The following is a 1,746-nucleotide window of genomic DNA, read 5'->3' on the forward strand; positions in this document are numbered from 1 at the left end:
GTGCGATGGGCGCTCAGGCGCTGGCAGAGCTTCGCGCTGTGAACCGGTTTGGGCTTCCGGCTTGCCTCGGCGAGCGTGGAAACGGCCTGTCCGACCGTGATATCGCCGTTATCGCGATCTGCATTACTGTCACGTCGATCAGCCCACGCTCGATGATCAGGTTGCCTTGTGGGTCGAGCATGACGAACGCACCGGCTTCGGCCATCTGCTGCGCGTCCCATGCCTGTATCTGCGTTTCGAGCACCTGGATCGCGGCGGTGACAGCGTCCAGTTCGGCCTCGATCTTTTCGCCTTCCCCGTAGGCGTTTTCATCATCTTCCGACAGCGCGTCGTACTGTTCCGCGAGTTCATCCTGCCGGGCGGTCAGCGCATCCATTTGCCGCTGCTCGTCTTCCGTATAGGGACGGTCGAGCGGATCGAGCCGGTGGTAGCGGTTCAGTTCGGGCACGTCGCGTTCGATGCGCGTTTCGGTCCAGTTCCAGCCCTCTGCGCGCACTTCTTCCGCCACGGCTTCGAGCTTTTCGCCGGCGAGCCGTTGCAGCAGTTCGGCGTCAGCAATGAATCCGGCGTTGTCGGTGTCGCTGAAGAGGTCGCGCCGGACATAGCCGCCCGCTGCCTCGTAGGCTGCGAGTCCGACAAAGCGCACCAGACGGCTGCGGCTCGCGTCGATTTCCGCCTGCGTGATCGCCTGCCGCAGATACTGCGGGGCACGCTGCCAGTCGTTCGGCGCATCGAACCAGACGCGCTCCTGCGTTTCGTGATCGTCGGCCAGGGCGAGCGCGGCCAGCTGGTCGAGGGTGATGCCGTCCTCGCGCAGCAGGGCGAGCAGCTTCGGAGACACGCTGGCGAGCTTCATGCGCCGTCTGACCGTGAGCGGCGAGGCTGAGAACAGTGCCGCAATGTAATCGACGCTACGGCCTTCCTCCGCGAGCAGCCGGTAGGAGCGCAGCACGTCGAACGGATCGAGTCCTTCGCGCTCGCTGTTCTCGATCAGCGAAATGGCGAGGGCTTCGCCTTCGCTGACGATCCGCACGGGCACCGGATAATCGGCGGTGATGTGCTTCTGTTCGAACAGCAGGTCAAGCGCAGCCTCGCGACGCTGGCCCGCGCAGACACCATACTTGCGTTGCCTGCCACGTGATCCCTTCATCTCGTGGACGACGAGATTCTGCAGCAATCCCTTCGCACGGATATTGGCAGCGAGTCCCGGAATGCCCGACAGGGGATTCGTGCGCGCATTGAGCGGCGAGCGTCGCCGGCTGGCATACGGCACGGTCGCGATGGGCTGCTCGTTGCCGAAGTGGGTTTCGAGCGGGGAGGCCGCTTCGGCGGTTTCTACCTGAGTGGTTTCGATCTGGGCTTGCATGATTGACTCCCGAAGATTGAAAAAGCCGGGGCCGTGGTGTTGCCAGAACCTGTCAGGAACCGACCCGGCGAGGAGTCCTGACAGCTAAGGGCGCAATGGGCCGCGAGGCGTGCTCCTGGCGCTTACGCCTTCATCTGGCGCATGGCCTCAGCGAGCATCCACAGCGCGCGGTTGAGCTTCACGTTCTCGTCGATGCCGGTGATGGGACGCGTGGACATGGCGCGACCGGTGCGCGAGCGGCCATGCAGTCCGCCTTTGGTGAGGTTTTCCTGCACGCGGTTAAAGACCGTCCAGAGGTCGTCGCGGCGATCCTCGAAGCGACGCGGAGCGAGCAACTGGTTTTCGGTGATGGGGGCCGGTGCCTCTGCGTCGGTCGGGTC

2 protein-coding genes are annotated in these 1,746 nt (G+C 64.2%); both read right to left on the reverse strand.

Translation table 11 applies throughout. The features are described from left to right. Nucleotides 1–13 precede the first annotated feature (13 nt). The gene (locus GXB81_RS31080; RefSeq protein ID WP_241016605.1) at nt 14–1,366 is read right to left on the reverse strand and encodes a ParB/Srx family N-terminal domain-containing protein; all 1,353 of its coding nucleotides are present in this window, start codon (nt 1,364–1,366) and stop codon (nt 14–16) included. 122 nt (nt 1,367–1,488) lie between these two features. Continuing rightward, on the reverse strand, nt 1,489–1,746 hold a 258-nt coding region (locus GXB81_RS31085), incomplete at its 5' end, for a DUF932 domain-containing protein (RefSeq protein WP_205991217.1).

Origin of the sequence: Paraburkholderia sp. Ac-20336, assembly GCF_017105025.1 — a bacterium.
Lineage (GTDB): Bacteria > Pseudomonadota > Gammaproteobacteria > Burkholderiales > Burkholderiaceae > Paraburkholderia.